We start from the raw sequence: 17,234 nt of genomic DNA on the forward strand, positions 1-17,234 counted from the left end.
GTCGAACCCGAACGGCCAGCGCGCCGCGGCCAGCCCGGCGACGAGCAACAGCAGCGCCACGCCCGCCGCCGCCACGCCCGCACCGACCAGCAGCGGCGGCAGGCGACGACGAACGCGGTCGCTGGTGGGTCCGCCGGGGCTCGAACCCGGGACCTCTCGATTAAAAGTCGCTTGCTCTACCGACTGAGCTACGGACCCTCCAGCGGGTCTAGCGGGTAGGGAGCGGCCGCGGCCTGGTCAACCGCGCCAGCAGCTGCCGGACGGTCAGCCCCGTCGCCGGCTCCCGCCAGCCCGGCGCGATCGCGGCGAGCGGGCCCAGCACGAAGACGCGCGCCGCCAGCGCGCGATGCGGGATGACGAGCGTCGCCGCGCGCCAGCGCCCCCCCGACCACAAGGTGATATCGAGGTCGATCACGCGCGCGCCCCAGCGCCGGCCGCGCCGCCGGCCGAAGCGCCGCTCGATCGCCTTGAGCCGCGCGAGCAGCACGGGCGGCGGCTCGTTGGTGCGGATCAGCGCCGCCGCATTGGCATAGCGACGCGCGGACGGCCCGACCGGCGCGCTGGTCACGACCGGCGACAGCGCCACGAGCCCGCCCAGCGCCGCGGCGGCCGCGCGCACCTCCGCCGCCGGATTGCCATGTCGGCCGCGGCGATTCGAGCCGAGCGCGATCGCGTAGAGCGCCATCACCTTCCGTCATTGCGTGAGCTGTGGCGTCTCTCTAGCGCCGGGCCATGGCCGTGTCCGCCCTCCCCGTCACCGAGCCGCCGCGCGACTGCCCGTTGTGCCCGCGCCTCGTCGCCTTTCGGGAAGAGCTTCGGCGCGAGCAGCCCGGCTGGTGGAATGCGCCGGTGCCCGCCTGGGGCGATCCCGCCGCCTGGCTCGCGGTCGTCGGGCTGGCGCCGGGCAAGCACGGTGCCAACCGCACCGGGCGGCCGTTCACCGGCGATTTCGCCGGCGAGCTGCTGTTCCGCACCTTGCTCGATCACGGGCTCGCGACCGGCGACTACCGCGCCGATCCGGACGACGGGCTGACCCTCACGGGGGCGGTGATCGTCAACGCGGTGCGCTGCCTGCCGCCCGCCAACAAGCCGCTGCCCGCGGAGATCCGCACCTGCCGCCCGTTCCTGGACGGTCCGCTGGCCGCATTGCCGAACGTCCGCGTGCTGGTCGCGCTCGGCCGGATCGCGCACGATGCCGCCGTGCGCGCGGCGGGCGTTCGGCTGGCGGCGCATCGCTTCGGGCACGGGGCGGAGCACGCGCTGCCGGACGGCCGTGTGCTGATCGATAGCTATCATTGCTCGCGGTATAACCAGAACACCGGCGTGCTGACGCCGCGGATGTTCGCCGCTGTCTTCACGCGGGCGCTGGCGCTGGGCGGAACCGCCGCTAACGGTGCGATGCTGATCCCGATCGAGGTGGCGAAATGATGAAGCCGAAAGCGGGGCGGGCGGCGATCGCCGCGGCGGGCGTGGGCGGAGCGCTGGCCCTGTTCTCGCACTGGCGGGGCCGCCGGGCAGAAGCGCAGGTTCCGCCCGATGGCGCGTTCGTGGCCGTCGACGGCGCACGGCTGCATTATACGGACCAGGGCGAGGGGCCGCCGGTGGTGATGATCCACGGGCTCGGCGGGCAGCTGCGGAACTTTTCTTACGCCCTGGCGGACCTGGTCGCGCGCCACCACCGCGTCATCCTGATCGACCGGCCGCGATCGGGCTATTCGACCGCCGCCGGCGCGGAGCCAGACGTGGCGGCGCAGGCGAGGATCGTTGCAGCGGGCATCCGCGCGCTGGGGATCGAGCGCCCGCTGCTGGTCGGTCATTCGCTGGGCGGCGCCGTGGCGCTGGCGCTGGCCCTCGACGATCCGGGCCTGGCGAGCGGCCTGGCGCTGATCGCGCCGCTGACCCAGCCGCAACCTGAGCCGCCGCCGGCGTTCCGAAGCATGGCCGTCGGCACGGCGAGCCGCGCGGGGCGTCTCGCGCTGGCCCACACCCTCGCCGTCCCGCTCGCCATGGCCACCGCGCCGGCCACGCTCAGGGCGGTGTTCGCGCCCGAACCCGCGCCGTCCGACTTCGCCGTGCGCGGCGGCGGCGCGCTGGCGCTCAGACCCGGCAACATCGCCGCCGCCATGTTCGAGATGCGCCGGGCGAGCGAGGAGATGGGCCCGCTCAGCGCCCGCTATGGCGAGCTGACCCTACCCGTCGCGATCCTGTACGGGCGCGAGGACCAGGTGCTCGACCATCGCCGCGACGGCGAGGCGGCGGCCCGGCAGATCCCCCGCTGCCGGCTCGAGCTGGTCGAGGGCGGCCACATGCTGCCGGTCACCCAGCCGGAGCTGACCGCCCGCTTCATTGAACGCGCGGCGACGGCGCGCTAGACGTCCGCCACCAGCCGGCCATAAAGGTCCGGCCGCCGGTCGCGGAAGAAGCCGAAGGCGGCGCGGTGGCGCTTGACGCGGTCGAGATCGAGCGTGGCGGTGATGACGCCCTCCTCCGCGCGGCCCAGCTCCGCCAGCATGTCGCCGCGCTCGTCGCAGATGAAGCTGGATCCATAGAACGACTGGCCATGCTCGGTGCCGATCCGGTTGGCGGCGATCACCGGCACGACGTTGGACACCGCGTGCCCCACCATCGCGCGCCGCCACAGCCGCGCGGTGTCGAGCGACGTGTCGTGCGGCTCGCTGCCGATCGCGGTGGGATAGAACAGCACCTCCGCGCCCATCAGCATCATCGCGCGCGCGGTCTCCGGATACCATTGGTCCCAGCACACGCCGACGCCGAGCTTCACGCCCGGGCCGTCCCACACCTTGAAGCCGGTATTGCCGGGGCGGAAATAGAATTTCTCCTCGTAGCCCGGCCCGTCGGGAATGTGGCTCTTGCGATAGACGCCCGCGACCTCGCCGTCCGGCCCGACCATCGCCAGCGAATTGTAGTGGTGCGGCCCGTCCGCCTCGAAGAAGCTGGTCGGGATCCAGATCCCCAGCGCCTCGGCGAGCGCCTGCATCGCCAGCACCGCGCGGTGCTCGCCGACCGGCCGCGCCTGCGCGAACAGCCCCTCGTCCTCCACCCGGCAGAAATACTCGCCCTCGAACAGCTCGGGCGGCAGCACCACCTGCGCGCCGCGCCCCGCCGCTTCATGCACCAGCCGCCCGACGTTGGCGATGTTGGCCTCCAGATCGGGCGTGAAGGCGAGCTGGAGCGCGGCGACGGTGATCTCGGTCATGGTCTACCTTTTCCCTCCGCCTGCGGGAGAGGCCAGGGGAGGGGGCGTTGGCGAGACGACGACATGCCCTCCCCCGACCCCTCCCGCAAGCGGGCGGGAAGATCATGCCGGGATCTGCTGGCTGATGCAGTGGAGGCTGCCGCCGCCGGTCAGGATGCGATCGGCGCGCAGGCCGATGGCCTCGCGACCCGGGAACAGCCCCCCGATCGCGGCGACCGCGGCGGCGTCGTTGGGCGCGCCATAGGTCGGCACCACCACCGCGGCGTTGCCGATGTAGAAGTTCATGTAGCTCGCCGGCACGATCTCCTCGTCGCGCAGCACGCGGCCGGGGGAGGGAACCTCCACCACCTCCAGCCCGCCGCGCCGCGCGTCCTCTGCCGCCAGCTGATACACCCGCCAGTTGGGGTCGTTCTCGGCCGGGCGCGGGATGGCGACCCGCCCCGGTGCGACGAAGCGCGCGAGGTTGTCGACATGGCCGTCGGTATGGTCGTGGATCAGCCCCTCGCCGAGCCAGACGATCCGGTCGAGCCCCAGCTCGTCGGCCAGCCGCCGCTCGATGTCGGCCTGGCTCATCGCCGGATTGCGGTTCGGGTTGAGCAGGCATTGCGCGGTCGTCACCGCCAGCCCGGTGCCGTCGCCGTCGATCGCGCCGCCTTCCAGGACCCAGCTGCAGAACGCCGTGGGCAAGCGCCGGCGCCTAGCAAGGCGCCGGCCGATCGTGTCGTCGCCGGCCAGATCGTATTTGCCGCCCCAGCCGTTGAAATCGAAATCCGCCGCGCGCCCGTCGCCGCGGATGATCGGGCCGGTGTCGCGCAGCCAGATGTCGCCGAACGGCTCCACCACCAGCTCGGCGAACGGCGCGAGCCGCGCCGCGGCGGCCGCCGCCTCGTCGTCGGCGGCGACCAGCAGCACCTGCTCGCCGCGCCCGTCGGCATGGACGGCGGCGGCGAAGGCGGCGACCTCCGCGCGCGCGGGCGCCAGATCGGCGGCCCACAGCTCGGCATGGCTGGGGAAGCCGATCCACACCGCGGCGTGCGGCGCCCATTCGGCGGGAGGGGGGAGGGGCATGGCGTCGCCTTACTAGATCCTCCCCGGGACGAGGAGGGGGACCGCTCGCGGGGCGGGTGGTGGAGGGGTCGAGTCACGAGCGGACTGCCCGGCTCGGAGCCCCTCCACCATACCGCTTCGCGGCATGGTCCTCCTCCACGTCCCGGGGAGGAATTAGCTCCCCGCCCGCAACTCGGGATGATCCCTGTCGCGGACGCCCCTGAACTCGGCCGTGGCATACCAGTTCGGCCACAGCCCCGGCGTGTCCGCCAGCTTGCGCCCGAGCTGGTAATAGACCGTCAGGTCCTCCACCGCACCCGACCAGTCCCACTTGGGATCATATTCGTCCTGCGGCTTGTGATAGCGATGCGCGACATAATCCTCCGCCGCCGCGTGGCCGGCTGCGACGCCGCCCACCACCAGATCCTGCCCCGAGCCGCCGTCGAGCATCGGCACCCCCAGTTTCGCGAAGGAGAAATGGTCGGAGCGGTAGTAGCCGCCGCGCTCGGGGTTCGATTCCGGGCTGATCGTACGGCTCTGCGCGGCCAGCAGCGGCTTCACCATGTCCTCGATCTCGGACTTGCCCGCGCCGGTGATCGTGAAGTCGCGGGCGCGGCCGATCGCGTTCAGCACGTCCATGTTGACGCCGCCGACCGTGCGCGCGAGCGGGTAGATCGGGTGATCGGCATAATAGGCTGAGCCCAGCAGCCCCTGCTCCTCCGCCGTCACCGCCAGAAACGCGATCGAGCGCTTGGCCGGACCCGCGTGCGCGTGCGCCTCCGCCAGCGCGACCAGCCCCGCCACGCCGCTCGCATTGTCGAGCGCGCCGTTGCAGATGCCGTCGCCGTTGACGGGCGCGCAATGGCCGAGATGATCCCAATGCGCCGAATAGAGCACGGTGTCGCCCGGCGTGCTCGTTCCGGGCAGCACGCCGATGACGTTGTGCGACAGCGACTTGCGGATTGCATTGGTGAAGCCGGTCGACAGCGTCAGCCCGAGCGGCACGGCCTTGAACCCCTTCACCTTCGCCGCCGCCTGGAGCCGGTCGAAATCCTGACCGGCGGCCGCGAACAGCTCGTGCGCCTTGGCGAGCTGCATCCAGCCGATCACCTGGCTCTGGTCGAGATGCCCGCCCGGCTCGTCCAGCTCGTATTTCGCGCCGGTCCAGGACGAGTTGACGACCGCCCAGGGATAGGCGGCGGGCTCGGTGTCGTGGACGATGATCGCGGCGGCGGCGCCGTGCTTGGCCGCATTCTCGTATTTGTAGGGCCAGCGCCCGTACCACGTCATCGCGCGCCCCTCGAACGGACCGTCGCGGGTCATCGTCTGCCAGTCGGGATCGTTGACCAGGATCACCACCGTCTTGCCGCGCACGTCCACACCGGCATAATCGTCCCAGCCCTTCTCGGGCGCGGTGATGCCGTAGCCGACGAAGACGACGGGCGAGTTGCGGACGCTGATCGTCGGCGCGACGCGATAGGTGGCGGCGACCATCTCCGTCCCGTACGCCATCGTCACCGCTGACTTGCCGCCGGTGAAGGTGAAGGGCTGCACGTCGGTGGCCTTGATCTCCACCATCGGCACGTCCTGCGTCCAGCCGCCCCCCGTCCGGTCGGCTGGATTGCCCGGCTTCAGCCCCGCCGCCCGGAAGCGCTGGACGATGTAGGCGACCGTCTTCGTCTCGGCGGGCGTGGTCGGCGCGCGGCCTTCATACGCGTCCGACGACAGTTCCCGGTCGACGCTCTTGAGCGTGTCGACCGAGAGGGCGGGCGCGGTCTGCGCAAGCGCGGGCGACGCCCCGAGGGATGCGGTGGCGAGCAGCAGGAGGGCGAAGCGGCGCATGCGGGTTCCTTGCGATGAGCTGCCGGTGTCTGGCAGCGGCCGCCGCCGTTCGCAAGCGGGCAGGACGGATAAGCTCCCGGCCGCCGCTGAGGCTCTTGCCCGCCCATTGGCGCGCGTTAGGCTGGCGTTCGAACACCGGAAGAGGAACGCAGGATGAGGGGATGGCTCGGCGCGATCGGCGCGGCCTTTTTAGCATCGCAGGCAAGCGCGGCGGCACCCGGCGACGACTCGGCGGCACTGTTCGGCGCGCGTGAACAGGTCGTGCAGGCCAGTCTTTCGCCTGACGGCAAGATGGTCGCGTTCGTCGCCGCGGGCTCGGGCCGCACCACGGAGCTGTGGACTGGAACGGTCGATGCGGCGCTGAAGACGGTGATGCGGACGAGCGGCTCGCCGGACCGGCTGGAGCGCTGCCAATGGTCGACCGACACGCGACTGGTGTGCAGCCTGCTGATCATGGTCGATCAGCCGGACGGCGTATCGACGTTCACCCGCATGGTGACGCTGAACGCCGACGGAACCGATCTCAAGGTGCTTTCGGCGCGGCCCTCCAGCACCGCGCTGGAGCCGGTGTATGACGGCGGCGGCATCGTCGATTGGCTGGGCGACGACGGTGGCGGCAAGGTGCTGATGACGCGGGAGTTCGTCACCGAATACTCGACCGGTACGCTGCTGGCGAACCAGCGGCGCGGATTGGGGCTGGAGCAGGTGAACACCACCTCGCTGGCCCGCACCACGGTGGAGCAGCCGACGCCGTCGGTCGTCGAATACATCACCGACGGGCACGGCGCGGTGCGCGTGCGCGGCCTGCGCGTGGTGAACGGCGGGGGCTATGTCGCGAACGTGGTCGGATATCAATATCGGACCGCCCGCTCGCGCGACTGGCAGCCGCTGTCGAACGTATCGGTCGTGACGGGCGCGGGGTTCGATCCGTACGCCGTCGACCGTCAACTCGACGTCGCCTACGGCTTCGACTGGCTGGACGGGCGCCGCGCGCTGTTCAAGGCCGCGCTGGACGGCAGCGGCAAGCGCGAGGTCGTGCTGTCCCGACCCGACGTCGATGTCGACGGCCTGGTCCGGATCGGCCGCCAGCACCGTGTCGTCGGCGCAAGCTTCGCCACCGACAAGCGTCAGGTGGAGTTCTTCGATCCCGCGCTCAAGGCGCTGTCGGCCAAGCTCGCCAAGGCGCTGCCGGGTCTGCCGCTCGTCGATTTCGTCGATGCCAGCGATGACGAAACCAAGCTGCTGTTGTGGGCGGGCAGCGACGATGATCCGGGGCGATATTTCATCTACGACAAGACGTCGCGGCACCTCGGCATGCTGCTCGATGTCCGGCCGGAGCTGGCGAAAATGACGTTGTCGCCGGTGACGGCGATCACCTACCCGGCCGCCGACGGGACGCTGATCCCCGCTTATCTGACCCTGCCGCCCGGCAGCGACGGCAAGCACCTGCCCGCGATCGTCTTGCCGCACGGCGGCCCGGCCTCACGCGACGAATGGGGGTTCGACTGGCTTTCCCAATATTTCGCGCAGCGCGGGTTTGCGGTGCTGCAGCCGAACTATCGTGGCTCGGCGGGCTTCGGCAGCGCGTGGTTCGAGAAGAACGGCTTCCAGTCGTGGCGGATCGCGATCGGCGATGTGACGGATGGCGGCCGGTGGCTGGTGAAGACCGGCATCGCGCGCGCGGACCAGCTGGCGATCGTCGGCTGGTCGTATGGCGGCTATGCGGCGCTGCAATCGGCGGTGCTCGATCCGGCGCTGTTCAAGGCCGTCGTGGCCGTGGCGCCGGTGACCGATCTCGCCTTGCTCAAGACCGAAGCACGCAATTACAGCAACGCGCCTGAGGTGGACGCGTTCGTCGGCGCCGGTCCGCACCTGCACGAAGGGTCGCCGGCCCAGAATGCCGGCGCGATCAGGGCGCCGGTCCTGCTGTTTCACGGCAACCTCGACCAGAACGTCGCGATCAGCCAGTCGCGCCTGATGCAGAGCCGGCTCAAGGCCGCCGGCGCCACGTCGCAGCTGATCGAGTTCAAAGGTCTCGATCACCAGCTCGAAGACAGCCAGGTGCGTGCTGCCATGCTCAGCAAGGCGGATGCCTTCCTCCGTGCGTCGATGGGGATGTGACGGATCCACGCTCGTCGATCGAGCGCCTGTCGCTCCCCGCCGCGCGCCGGATCGCGATCGCGGCGCAGGGGCTCGATCGCTCGCACCCGCCGGTGGTCGGCACGGGCCAGCTCCTCCGCACGCTGGACCGGTTGGGGCTGTTCCAGATCGACAGCGTCAACGTGCTCCAGCGCGCGCATTACCTGCCGGCGTTCGCCCGGCTCGGCGGCTACGACACCGGGCTGCTCGATCGCGCCGTCTGGGGGCCGCGGCGAGCGCGGCGGATGTGGGAATATTGGGCGCACGAGGCGTCGCTGCTGCCGCTCGACCTCCACCCGCTGCTGCGCTGGCGGATGGCGCGGGCGGACCGGGGCGAGGGCGGCTATGGCGGGCTGCGCGTCTTCGCGACCGAGCGGCGCGGCGAGGCGATGGCGCTGCTCGACCGCGTTCGGGACCAAGGCCCGCTCGCCGCGTCCGACCTGGAGGGTGCGCGCGGGCCGGGCGGCTGGTGGGGCTGGAGAGACGCCAAGCGGACGCTCGAATGGCTGTTCTGGGCCGGCCACCTGACGACCGCGACGCGGCGCGGCGGTTTCGAGCGGGTGTACGATCTGCCCGAGCGCGTGCTGCCGCCGGCGGTGCTCGCGCTGCCGACGCCGGCGCCGGCCGAGGCGCAGCGCGCGCTGGTCGAGCGGTCCGCCCGCGCGCTGGGCATCGCCACGGACGCGGAACTGCGCGACTATTTCCGGTTGCGGCCGGCCGAGGGCGACCCGGCGATCGCCGCGCTGGCGGCGGCGGGCGTGCTGCTGCCCGTGGCCGTGCCGGGCTATGCGGCGCGGGCATGGCTGCACCGCGATGCGCGTCGCCCGCGCCGGGTCCACGCCGCCGCGCTGCTCGCGCCGTTTGACCCGCTGGTGTGGGAGCGGACGCGCGCCGAGCGGCTGTTCGGCTTCCGCTACCGGCTGGAGATCTACACGCCGGCGGCCAAGCGCGTGCACGGCTATTACGTCCTGCCCTTCCTGCTCGGCGACCGGCTGGTCGCGCGCGCCGACCTGAAGGCGGATCGTCAGGGCGCCCGCCTGCTGGTCCATGCGGTCCACCTGGAGGCGGACGCGCCGGTCGAGACGATGCCGGCGCTGGAGGCGGAGCTAGACCGGATGGCGGGGTGGCTGGGGCTGGCCCGCTGATCCTCCCCGCTGGCGGGGAGGATCAGGGCGGCGTCACCAGCGGCGCGAATCGTGCCACCTGCCGTCCGACCAGGCGCAGCTGCTCCACCACCGCGGGATCGCTCGCGCCGCCCTCGTCGTCGAACTTGGTCACCTGCGTGTTGATCGCCGCCGCGAACGGGGTGGGCCAGCCGCGCAGCGCGTGGACGATCGAGCGCAGCGCCGCGATCGTCGAGCCGGTCGCCTGCCAGCCATAGGCGGTCGCGATCAGCCCGACCGGCATGTCCGCCAGATAAGGCCGCGCGTCCTTCGCGGTCTCCTCCAGCAGGTCCAGCGCGTTCTTGACCACGCCGGAGATCGAGCCGTGATAGCCGGGGCTGGCGATGATGACCGCCGAGGCGTGGCGCACCGCGTCCACGAACCTGCGCTCGTCCGCCGTCCGCCCGCTCGCGCGGGGATCGTAGAGCGGCAGCCGCGCCATGTCGGCGCCGCCGAACATGCGCGTCGCGAAACCCTCGCGCTCGGCCGCCTCCAGCGCGATGCGCAGCGCGCGCTCGGTCGAGGAGACGCCGCCGATGGTGCCGCCGATGCCGACGACGAGGGGAGGGGGGGAACTCACGCCCGCCTCATCGCAGGCAACCGGCTAAAACAACAGCCTTTGTGTCACCTGGCGCGAGCGCCTATGGGAGACGCTTGCGCCGGCTGTATTAGAGCGATAACACACACTGTGACTGACCGCCGGAGCGATCCCCCGCCTGATCCCATGCGCCTCGACCCCGATCCGTTCCGCCCCGCCGCCCGCCTGCGCTATCATCACGAGCGTCTCGACGGGGCGCAGCCGTCACCGGCCGGCGGCTGGGACGACGGCGCGGACGATGCCTATCCGCCCGCAGCCGAACCGGCGCGCCGCCCGCGCCGCTGGCTGCGCTGGACAGTGCGCGGCATGGGCGTCGGCATCATCCTGCTGGTCGTCGCGATCGGCTGGCTGGCGATCACCGCGCCGCTGTCGCGCTCGCTGAAGCCGCCGACGCCGCCCTCGATCACGCTCACCGCCGCCGACGGCACCCCGATTGCGCGGCGCGGCGCGATCATCGGCGCGCCTGTCGACGCGGCAAAACTGCCCAAGCATGTCACCGAGGCGTTCATCGCCATCGAGGATCGGCGCTTCTATCATCACTGGGGCATCGATCCGCGCGGCATCGTGCGCGCGCTGTTCCACAACGCCACCAGCGACGCGCGCAGCCAGGGCGCCAGCACCATCACCCAGCAGCTCGCCAAGAACGCATTCCTCGACTCCGACCGCACCGTCGGCCGCAAGCTGCGGGAGGTGATGATCGCCTTCTGGCTGGAGGCGTGGCTGTCGAAGAACGAGATCCTCTCGCGTTACCTCTCGAACGTCTATTTCGGCGACAACGTCTATGGGCTGACCGCGGCGGCCAAGCATTATTTCGGCCGGACGCCGCAGGCGCTCAACGTCGGCCAGGCGGCGATGCTGGCGGGTCTGGTCAAGGCGCCCTCGCGCCTCGCGCCGACGAGCAACCTGGCGGGCGCCCGCAAGCGCGAGGGCGTCGTGGTCGCGGCGATGCAGGAGGCGGGGTTCCTCACCCCCGCCGAGGCCGCCGCGGTGCAGCCGCAGCGCGTGCTCCCCGCCCGGCCCGAGGCGCTGCCGACCGGCACCTATTTCGCCGACTGGGTGCTGCCCGAGGCGCGCGACGCGGCGGGCGAGGTGACGGCCAACGACACGGCGGTCGAGACCACGCTCGACCCCAAGCTGCAGAAGATGGCGGAAGGCGTCATCCACCACGCGGGCCTGCGCGACGCGCAGGTGGCGCTGGTCGCGATGCATCCCGATGGCCGCGTCGTCGCGATGGTCGGCGGCAAGGATTACCGCCAGTCCACCTTCAACCGCGCGACTCAGGCGCGCCGCCAGCCGGGCTCCGCGTTCAAGCTGTTCGTCTATCTCGCCGCGCTGCGATCGGGCATGACGCCGGACTCGATCGTCGACGACAGCCCGCTCGATTTCGCCGGCTGGAAGCCGCGCAACGACGATGGCCGCTATCTCGGGCCGATCTCGCTGCGCCGCGCCTTCGCGCGCTCGTGCAACGTCTGCGCGGCGCGGCTGACGCAGCAGCTCGGCGTCAAGGCCGTCATCAAGGCGGCGCGCGACCTCGGCATCTCGACGCCGATCGCCAACGAGGCGACGATCTCGCTCGGCACCTCCACCGTGTCGCTGCTGGAGCTGACCGCCGCCTATGCCGCGATCGCCGACGAACATTATCCCGTCCGCCCACGCGGCGTCGCGCAGGTGAAGGACAAGGGCTGGCTCGACGGGCTGATCGGCCGCCAGTCCGCCATGCCCGGCGACGTCGAGAAAGGCATGAAGGCCCTGCTCGATTCGTCGCTCAATCGCGGCACCGGGATCGAGGCGTCGCTCGGCATCCCCGCCTGGGGCAAGACCGGGACGACGCAGGACGGGCGCGACGCGCTGTTCCTGGGCTGGGCGAAGGATCTCGTGGTGGGCGTGTGGGTCGGCAATGACGACAACACGCCCAATCCCGGCCTGCACGGCGGCGGCGTGCCGGCGCGGCTGTGGCGGCAGTTCATGACGCAGGCGCTCGGCCTCGCGCCGCGGGTCGAGGTGAAGGCGCCGGCCGACGATACCGAGGGCGAGGGCAACCTGATCGACGGCGATCTCAACATCTCGGGCGAATTGCAGGGGCTGGGGGTGGATCTGAAGCTCGGCAAGGACGGCTCGATCTCGGTCGGCCCGGCCGACGAGAAGAAGGACGAGGCCCCCCCGCCGCCGCCGCCGTCACAGGATGAGCGCCGCCCGCCGCCCGACGAGGACGCGCCGCAGTAACTCCTCCCCCCGAGCGGGGAGGATCGGTTGACCCCTCGCCTTCACCCCCTACAGCGCCGCGCATGCGCTTCTTCTCCGACAATGCCGCCACCGTTCACCCCGAGGTGATCGCCGCCCTTGCCGCGGCCAATCAGGCGGACGCCGCCTACGACAATGATCGCTGGTCCAGGCAGCTCGACGGCCGCCTCGCCGAGCTGTTCGGGACGGCGTGCGAGGTGCTGTGGGTGCCGTCGGGCACCGCCGCCAACTGCCTGGCGCTGGGCGCGCTGTGCCCGCCCTGGGGCGGCGTGATCTGCCACCGCGACGCGCACATCCAGAACGACGAGGCGGGCGCGCCGGAGTTCTACACGCACGGCGCCAAGCTGATGCTCGCCGACGGCCCCGGCGCGAAGCTGACGCCCGCCGCCATCGCCGCGGTCGCCGACGCGCAGGCCAACGACGTTCACCGTGTCCAGCCGCACGCGGTGTCGATCACCAACGCCACCGAATACGGCCTCAGCTATCGCGCCGACGAGGTCGCCGCGGTCGGTGAGCTGTGCCGCGCGCGCGGCTGGGGCTTGCACATGGACGGCGCGCGCTTCGCCAATGCGGTCGCCTTCACGGGGGAGGCGCCCGCCGACCTGACCTGGCGCGCGGGTGTCGACGCGCTGTCGTTCGGCTTCATCAAGAACGGCGGCATGACCGCCGAGCTGCTGGTGTTCTTCACGCCCGGCCTCGCCGACGAGACGCGCCGCCGCCGCAAGCGCGCGGGGCTGTTGCTGTCGAAGGGCCGCTTCCTGGCGGCGCAGGTGCTGGCGATGCTTGACGGCGAGCTGTGGCTGGCCAGCGCCCGCGCCGCCAACGCCAGCGCGGCGGCGCTGGCCGATGCGGCGGGCGCGCGGCTGATCCACCCGGTCGAGGCGAACGAGCTGTTCCTGCGCGTGTCGCCGGACGAGGCGGCGGCGCTGCGGGCGAAGGGCTTCGACTTCTATGACTGGGCGGCGGGCGAGATCCGGCTGGTGACGGCGTGGGACACCGACGCGGGCCATGTGGCGGCGCTCGCCGCGGCGATCCGGGCCTTGAACTCCTCCCCGGGACGGGGAGGGGGACCGCCGGCCAGCAGGCCGGTGGTGGAGGGGGTGCTGGATTGAGCGGATCGCGCGTGGCGCAACCCCCTCCACCATCGCTGCGCGATGGTCCCCCTCCCGTTCCGGGGGAGGAGCTGGCGCGTCCGCAGTCCACCCGCGCCGCGATCCTCGTCCCCTTCGCGATCGTGACGCTGATCTGGGGCTCGACCTGGATCGTGATCCGCGACCAGCTCGGTCCGGAAGGACATGGCGTCCCGCCCAGCTGGTCGGTCACGTACCGGTTCACGGTCGCCGCGTTCGCCATGGCCGGCGTGGCGCTCGCGCGGCGGGAGAGCTTCCGCTTGGGCCGGACCGGCCTGGCCTTCGCCGCGGCGATCGGGACCCTGCAATTCTGCCTCAACTTCAACTTCGTCTATCGCGCCGAGCGATTCATCACGTCGGGGCTGGTGGCGGTGGTGTTCGCGCTGCTGCTGGTGCCCAATGCGCTGCTCGCCCGCGTCTTGCTCGGCCAGCGGCTCGGGCGCCAGCTGGTGCTCGGCTCGGTGGTCGCGATGGCCGGGGTCACGCTGCTGTTCGTCCATGAGGCGCGGCTCGATCCGCACGGGCCGGCGACGGCGCTGACCGGGATCGGCTTCACCGCGCTGGCGATCCTGGCGGCGTCGGCCGCGAACGTGCTGCAGGCGACCGAGACCGCGAGGCGCTATCCGATGGCGGCGACGCTGGCGGTGGCGATGGGCGGCGGCGCGGCGCTCGACGCCGCCATCGCGTGGGTGCTGACCGGGCCGCCGGTGATCGAGACGCGGCCGGGCTATTGGCTCGGCATCGCCTATCTCGGTCTCGCCGCCTCGGCGCTGGCGTTCCCCCTCTACTATCGCGTGCTGCGCGCGATCGGGCCGGCCAAGGCGGCCTATTCGTCGGTAATCGTGCCGGTGATCGCGATGGCCTTGTCGACGCTGTTCGAGGGCTATCGCTGGACGACGCTCGCCGCCGCGGGCGCAGTGCTGGTGGCGGTCGGGCTGGCGATCGCGCTCACCGCGCGCAGGCCGGCGCGATAGTCCGGGTAGCGCGGCGTCCAGCCGAGCACACGCTTCGCCTTGGCCGCCGCCACGCGCCGGTTCTCGCCATGGAAGCCGCGCGCCGCCGGCGACAGGCGGTCGAGCGGGACCAGCGGCGGCTCCGGCAGACCGAGCAGCGTGGCGGCGAAGCGCGCCACCACATCGGCATGGGCCGGGAGATCATCGGCGAGGTTGTAGGCGCCCGGCGGCGCGTCGAGCCCGGCCCATACGCCGGCCGCGAGATCGTCGACATGGATCCGGCTGAACACGCCAGCCCCGCCCACCTGCCGCCCTTCCCCCGCCGCCGCGCGGTCGAGCGCCGAGCGGCCCGGCCCGTAGATGCCGGGCAGCCGGAACACGCGCGCGCCCCGCGCCAGCCAGGCCCGGTCCGCCGCCGCGCGCGCCGGCCGCCGCCCGCCGATCGCCGCCGTCTCGTCCACCCACGCCCCGCCCGTGTCGCCATAGACGCCGGTCGAGGACAGGTAAGCGAGCGCCTTGCCGCCGAGCGCCGCCCCGTAGCGCGCGAGCACCGGGTCGCCGCCGTCGTCTGCGGGGACGGAGGAGAGCACATGCGTCGCCGCCGCCAGTGCCGCGTCCGCCGCATCGAACCGCAGCGTCCCGTCCCGCCCGTCGCGCGTCGTCCCCGTCACCACCGCACCCCGCGCTTCGGCCAGCGCCGCGATCCGCGCGGCGCTGTAGCCCAGCCCGAAGATCAGCAGCCTCACTTGTCGAGCAGATGCGGGTCCGGCGTCACCATCGTCGCGCCCGGCACGTGGTCCTTCTTCCACTGCATCGCGTGGCGCACCCGCGTCGCGCCGGAGGGATGGTCGAAGAACAGTGCCTCCTCCACCGGCCCCGGCGCGATCTTGCGATATTCGGACAGGCGCATCGCCGTCTTGGCGAAGCCGTCCGGCTCGCGGGCATGATCGAGGCCATAGGTGTCGGCCGCCTGCTCGTGGACGCGGATGATCGTGTTCTGCACCGGCGTCAGGATCATGCCCGCTACCGCCGCCAGCCCCATCAGCACGGGCGCTGCGGCGGGGTCGGCGACGTCGCGCACGCCCCAGCGCGGGTTGCGCCGGATCAATGCCGGCGCGGCGCGGCTGACGACGAAGAAGATCAGCAGGAAGAGAACGCCGAACGCCGCGATCAGCCGATAGACGTGGCCGAGCACATAATGGCCCATCTCGTGCCCCATCACCGCCGCCACCTCGTCGGGGCCGGTGCGGTGGAGCAGGTTGTCGTTGAGCGTGATCCGCACGGTCGGGCCGAAACCGCTGACGTTGGCCGAGATGCGCTTGGACTGGCGCGAGGCGTCCGAGACCCAGATATGCTCGGCCGGGATGTGGCTCGCCGCCGCCAGCGCCTCGATCCGGGTGCGCAGCGGCCCCTGCGGCATCTCGGTATAATGGTTGAACAGCGGCGCGATGAACACGGGCGCGATCAGCGCGCCGACCGCGACGAAGACGATCATCACGCCCGCGCCCCATCCCCACCAGCCGCGCGGAAAGCGCCGGATGACGGCGAAGACGGCCACGAACAGGATCGCCGTCGTCACGACAGCGATGCCCAGCGCCTTGCCCTGATCCAGCCCCCAGGCGGCGAGACTCTGGTTCATCAGGCCGTACTGCCGCTCTCGGACAAAGCCTTCGTAGATCGTCCAGGGCAGGAGCAGCAGGGCGGTGACGACCGTATAGGGCAGCGCATAGAGCGCGGGGACGAGCCAGCGCCGTTTCGTCACCCGCTCCGCCCAGGCGCGCCAGCGCGCGGACCAGCCGGTGGCGAGCGCGATGCCGAACACGAGAACGCCCGCCGCCGCGTCCCACAACACGAGCCAGTAGCCGCCCTCGAAATAGGCGTCCGACTTCGCCCGCGCCGGCCCCTGCAGCAGGTTCAGATACGCCCGCGTCGCCTGATCCACATCGAACCCGCCCTGTGTCAGTGCCGCCAAGATCGTCATGCGCGCTCCCCTTCGAGGCGAGGCTATCACACTCCTCCCCGTCCCGGGGAGGATTGTGGATGCATCCCGCTGTCTCGCGCGTATAGCTCCCGCCATGGACATGCCGACCTTCGCCCAGCCCGCCGTCATTCGCCGCGAGGCCTATCGTCCGCCCGAATGGCTGGTGCCCGAGGTCGCGCTGGACTTCGCGCTCGATGCCGCCGCCACCCGCGTCCGGACGACGCTCTCCGTCACCCGCAACGGCGCGCATGGCGAGCCGCTGCGGCTCGACGGGGCAGGGCAGCAGCTGCTGGCGATCACCGTCGACGGCGTTCCCGTCAACGATTGGCGGCGCGACGGCGACGGCCTCGTCATCCCGCTCGCGGGCGACGCGCACACGATCGAGACCGAGGTCGAGATCGCGCCGGACAAGAACACCCAGCTGATGGGGCTATACGCGTCCACCGGCATCCTCTGCACGCAATGCGAGGCGGAGGGCTTTCGCCGCATCACCTATTTCCCCGACCGCCCCGACGTGCTCGCCCGCTATCGCGTCCGCATGACCGCCGACAAGGCGCGCTACCCCGTGCTGCTCGCCAACGGCGACCCGGTCGCGCGAGGCGACGCCGGCGAGGGCCGCCACTGGGCCGAGTGGCGCGACCCCTATCCCAAGCCCTCCTACCTGTTCGCCCTGATTGCCGGCGACCTGCAGGCGAACCGCGCCACTTTCACCACCATGTCGGGCCGCGAGGTCGCGCTCGGCATCTGGGTGCGCGCCGCCGACCTGGCCAAGACCGACCACGCGCTCCACGCGCTCAAGCTCGCCATGGCCTGGGACGAGAAGACCTACGGCCGCGAATACGACCTCGATGTCTTCAACATCGTCGCCGTCGACGACTTCAACTTCGGCGCGATGGAGAACAAGGGGCTGAACATCTTCAACA

The 17,234-nt window shown here is 71.7% G+C and carries 15 protein-coding genes and 1 tRNA gene; 8 read left to right on the plus strand and 8 right to left on the minus strand.

Annotated elements, in window-relative coordinates; all coding sequences use genetic code 11:
- Positions 1-122 precede the first annotated feature (122 nt).
- Positions 123-198, minus strand: a tRNA-Lys gene (locus ACFE64_RS11525).
- Between the two features lie 10 nt (positions 199-208).
- Positions 209-685 (minus strand): 2-amino-4-hydroxy-6-hydroxymethyldihydropteridine diphosphokinase, encoded by a 477-nt coding sequence (gene folK, locus ACFE64_RS11530; protein WP_375392622.1) that lies wholly within the window; start codon positions 683-685, stop codon positions 209-211.
- Positions 686-732: 47 nt separating this feature from the next.
- Between folK and ACFE64_RS11535 the strand changes: the two genes are divergently transcribed.
- A complete protein-coding gene (locus ACFE64_RS11535; RefSeq protein ID WP_375392609.1) occupies positions 733-1,428 on the plus strand; it encodes a uracil-DNA glycosylase in 696 nt (231 codons plus the stop codon).
- Positions 1,428-2,372, plus strand: coding sequence for an alpha/beta fold hydrolase (locus tag ACFE64_RS11540; RefSeq protein ID WP_375392610.1), 945 nt, complete (start codon positions 1,428-1,430; stop codon positions 2,370-2,372). Before ACFE64_RS11535 ends, ACFE64_RS11540 begins: the two co-directional genes overlap by 1 nt.
- Here ACFE64_RS11540 and aguB read toward each other — a convergent pair.
- The 3 genes from aguB to ACFE64_RS11555 form a co-directional block, all read right to left on the minus strand.
- Complete coding sequence (aguB, locus tag ACFE64_RS11545; RefSeq protein WP_375392611.1) at positions 2,369-3,217, minus strand: N-carbamoylputrescine amidase; 849 nt, start codon at positions 3,215-3,217, stop codon at positions 2,369-2,371. The genes ACFE64_RS11540 and aguB overlap by 4 nt on opposite strands.
- A gap of 102 nt (positions 3,218-3,319) precedes the next feature.
- Positions 3,320-4,285, minus strand: coding sequence for an agmatine deiminase family protein (locus tag ACFE64_RS11550; protein WP_375392612.1), 966 nt, complete (start codon positions 4,283-4,285; stop codon positions 3,320-3,322).
- Positions 4,286-4,438: 153 nt separating this feature from the next.
- Positions 4,439-6,106, minus strand: coding sequence for a M28 family peptidase (locus ACFE64_RS11555; protein WP_375392613.1), 1,668 nt, complete (start codon positions 6,104-6,106; stop codon positions 4,439-4,441).
- A gap of 153 nt (positions 6,107-6,259) precedes the next feature.
- Between ACFE64_RS11555 and ACFE64_RS11560 the strand changes: the two genes are divergently transcribed.
- Complete coding sequence (locus ACFE64_RS11560; RefSeq protein ID WP_375392614.1) at positions 6,260-8,227, plus strand: alpha/beta fold hydrolase; 1,968 nt, start codon at positions 6,260-6,262, stop codon at positions 8,225-8,227.
- Positions 8,224-9,390, plus strand: a complete 1,167-nt coding sequence (locus ACFE64_RS11565) for a winged helix-turn-helix domain-containing protein (RefSeq protein WP_375392615.1) — start codon at positions 8,224-8,226, stop codon at positions 9,388-9,390. The genes ACFE64_RS11560 and ACFE64_RS11565 overlap by 4 nt, the downstream gene beginning before the upstream one ends.
- Before the next feature lie 22 nt (positions 9,391-9,412).
- Here ACFE64_RS11565 and ACFE64_RS11570 read toward each other — a convergent pair whose 3' ends face one another.
- Complete coding sequence (locus ACFE64_RS11570) at positions 9,413-9,988, minus strand: NADPH-dependent FMN reductase (RefSeq protein ID WP_375392616.1); 576 nt, start codon at positions 9,986-9,988, stop codon at positions 9,413-9,415.
- 144 nt (positions 9,989-10,132) lie between these two features.
- On the opposite strand from ACFE64_RS11570, the gene ACFE64_RS11575 reads away from it, so the two are divergent.
- The 3 genes from ACFE64_RS11575 to ACFE64_RS11585 all read left to right on the plus strand — a co-directional run bounded on the left by ACFE64_RS11575 (position 10,133) and on the right by ACFE64_RS11585 (position 14,351).
- The gene (locus tag ACFE64_RS11575) at positions 10,133-12,229 is read left to right on the plus strand and encodes a transglycosylase domain-containing protein (RefSeq protein WP_375392617.1); all 2,097 of its coding nucleotides are present in this window, start codon (positions 10,133-10,135) and stop codon (positions 12,227-12,229) included.
- Positions 12,230-12,291: 62 nt separating this feature from the next.
- Positions 12,292-13,359: a threonine aldolase family protein gene (locus tag ACFE64_RS11580; RefSeq protein ID WP_375392618.1), complete on the plus strand. Its 1,068-nt coding sequence runs from the start codon at positions 12,292-12,294 to the stop codon at positions 13,357-13,359.
- A gap of 71 nt (positions 13,360-13,430) precedes the next feature.
- Positions 13,431-14,351, plus strand: a complete 921-nt coding sequence (locus ACFE64_RS11585; RefSeq protein WP_375392623.1) for a DMT family transporter — start codon at positions 13,431-13,433, stop codon at positions 14,349-14,351.
- Here ACFE64_RS11585 and ACFE64_RS11590 read toward each other — a convergent pair.
- Entirely contained in the window at positions 14,261-15,076 is an 816-nt protein-coding gene (locus tag ACFE64_RS11590; protein ID WP_375392619.1) for an NAD(P)-dependent oxidoreductase, read from the minus strand. The genes ACFE64_RS11585 and ACFE64_RS11590 overlap by 91 nt on opposite strands.
- Positions 15,073-16,311 (minus strand): M48 family metallopeptidase, encoded by a 1,239-nt coding sequence (locus ACFE64_RS11595; RefSeq protein WP_375392620.1) that lies wholly within the window; start codon positions 16,309-16,311, stop codon positions 15,073-15,075. The genes ACFE64_RS11590 and ACFE64_RS11595 overlap by 4 nt, the downstream gene beginning before the upstream one ends.
- A gap of 94 nt (positions 16,312-16,405) precedes the next feature.
- Between ACFE64_RS11595 and ACFE64_RS11600 the strand changes: the two genes are divergently transcribed.
- Positions 16,406-17,234 (plus strand): M1 family aminopeptidase (locus tag ACFE64_RS11600; protein WP_375392621.1); only part of this gene is annotated, 829 nt, incomplete at its 3' end.

Origin of the sequence: uncultured Sphingomonas sp. (genome assembly GCF_964250165.1) — a bacterium.
GTDB lineage: Bacteria > Pseudomonadota > Alphaproteobacteria > Sphingomonadales > Sphingomonadaceae > Sphingomonas.